Origin of the sequence: Mesorhizobium sp. M1E.F.Ca.ET.041.01.1.1 (genome assembly GCF_003997355.1) — a bacterium.
Lineage (GTDB): Bacteria > Pseudomonadota > Alphaproteobacteria > Rhizobiales > Rhizobiaceae > Mesorhizobium.
The window spans coordinates 1-1250 of record NZ_RZSL01001039.1 but is presented as its reverse complement, the minus strand read 5'-3'; the positions used below and the strand labels follow the sequence as shown (position 1 = coordinate 1250).

Annotated in this window: 1 protein-coding gene; it reads right to left on the bottom strand. The window is 61.2% G+C overall.

All coding sequences use genetic code 11. The features are described 5' to 3' along the window. Positions 1-1250: type IV secretory system conjugative DNA transfer family protein (locus EOA38_RS37130; protein ID WP_145966318.1), on the bottom strand; the 1250-nt coding region annotated here is incomplete at both ends.

Here is a 1250-nt window from a genome sequence, read left to right as displayed (position 1 = left end):
CGTCGCACCGCGCTGCGGCCGCGATTGTGTGATGCCGGAGCGGTAGCGTGGCCCAACCGGCACGATCGACTGGACAGACGGAGAGGGGAGGGCAGCGGCGGCAGCGACTGGTTTGGCGTGCTTTACGCTCGCCGGGAGCACCATGAAAGCCCGCCTGGAGAGCTCCCGATCAGCGAAATAGAAATTGCGAGTCGCAAGGATTGCATTTTCGCCCCGCGGCAAAATGACGACCTTGCTCTTATCCATGGTGCGAATTTCGTCCGGCCGCATAAGCGGCCGGCGCACTGTCTTGCTGTGGACGGAGCGCGTGTAATAGGTGTCGAAAAGGCTCGCCTGGGTCCTGGTGACGTCCTTCTGGGGTTCGGACGTTTCGCCTATCTGATCGGAGACGTAGCGCAGATCGTCGGTCTCCTGGGCGCCGAAGAAGATCTGGACACGGGCAGCGTTGATCAGCGTTTCGCGGCTTTCCTTGCGGTAGATCTCGTCGACCGATTTGAGCGACTGCACGAAAAACCACATCGGCACGCCGTGGCCGCCAAGGACGGTGGCCATGTCCGTCACCTTCTCAAGCTTGCCGAGGTTCTGAAATTCATCGAGCAGGACAAGCACCTGGTGCTCGCCGGGGCGTGGCATGGATTCGGACATGAAGTTCATCATCTGCGTGATGAGCACATTAAAAAGCGGGCCGAGGGAAGCCATCTGCTCGCGCCGGAAATCAAGATAGAGCGAGACCCGCTCGCTTTTGAGATTGCGGATGTCGAAGGAACTCCGGGAGGTTGCCCGAATCAACCGCTCGTTCAGGAAGGGCGCCATGCCGGTGCGCACGCCGGCATAGAGACCGGAAAACTGCTTCTCCGCCATATCCGCGTAGGGCAGCAGCGTCTGCAGCGTAAAATCCGACACTTCATGCCGGCGGGTGTCGCGCAGGCTAGCCAGGAACTCCAGGATCGGCTCATCGGCGCCGTTCATGATCTTGAGGATGGTGGCGAAGCTGCGGTTTTCGTCGGCAATCTTCGGCGACTCCATGACGTAAGAGGCAATGCCGGTGAAGAGGAGGCGCGCATCGTTGACCCAATAGGGATCGGCGTTCGCAGGCGGCCGCGGAAAGAGCGCGGCCGCCATATTGCGCAGGTCGATGTCCCGCTGCGCCGAATCGAGCGAAATGAAGTCCATCGGATTATAGAAGGCGGTGTTGCCGTCGCGGTCGGCCGGCGCGAAGCGGACGACCTGGCTGAAGGTGGCCCGGTGAC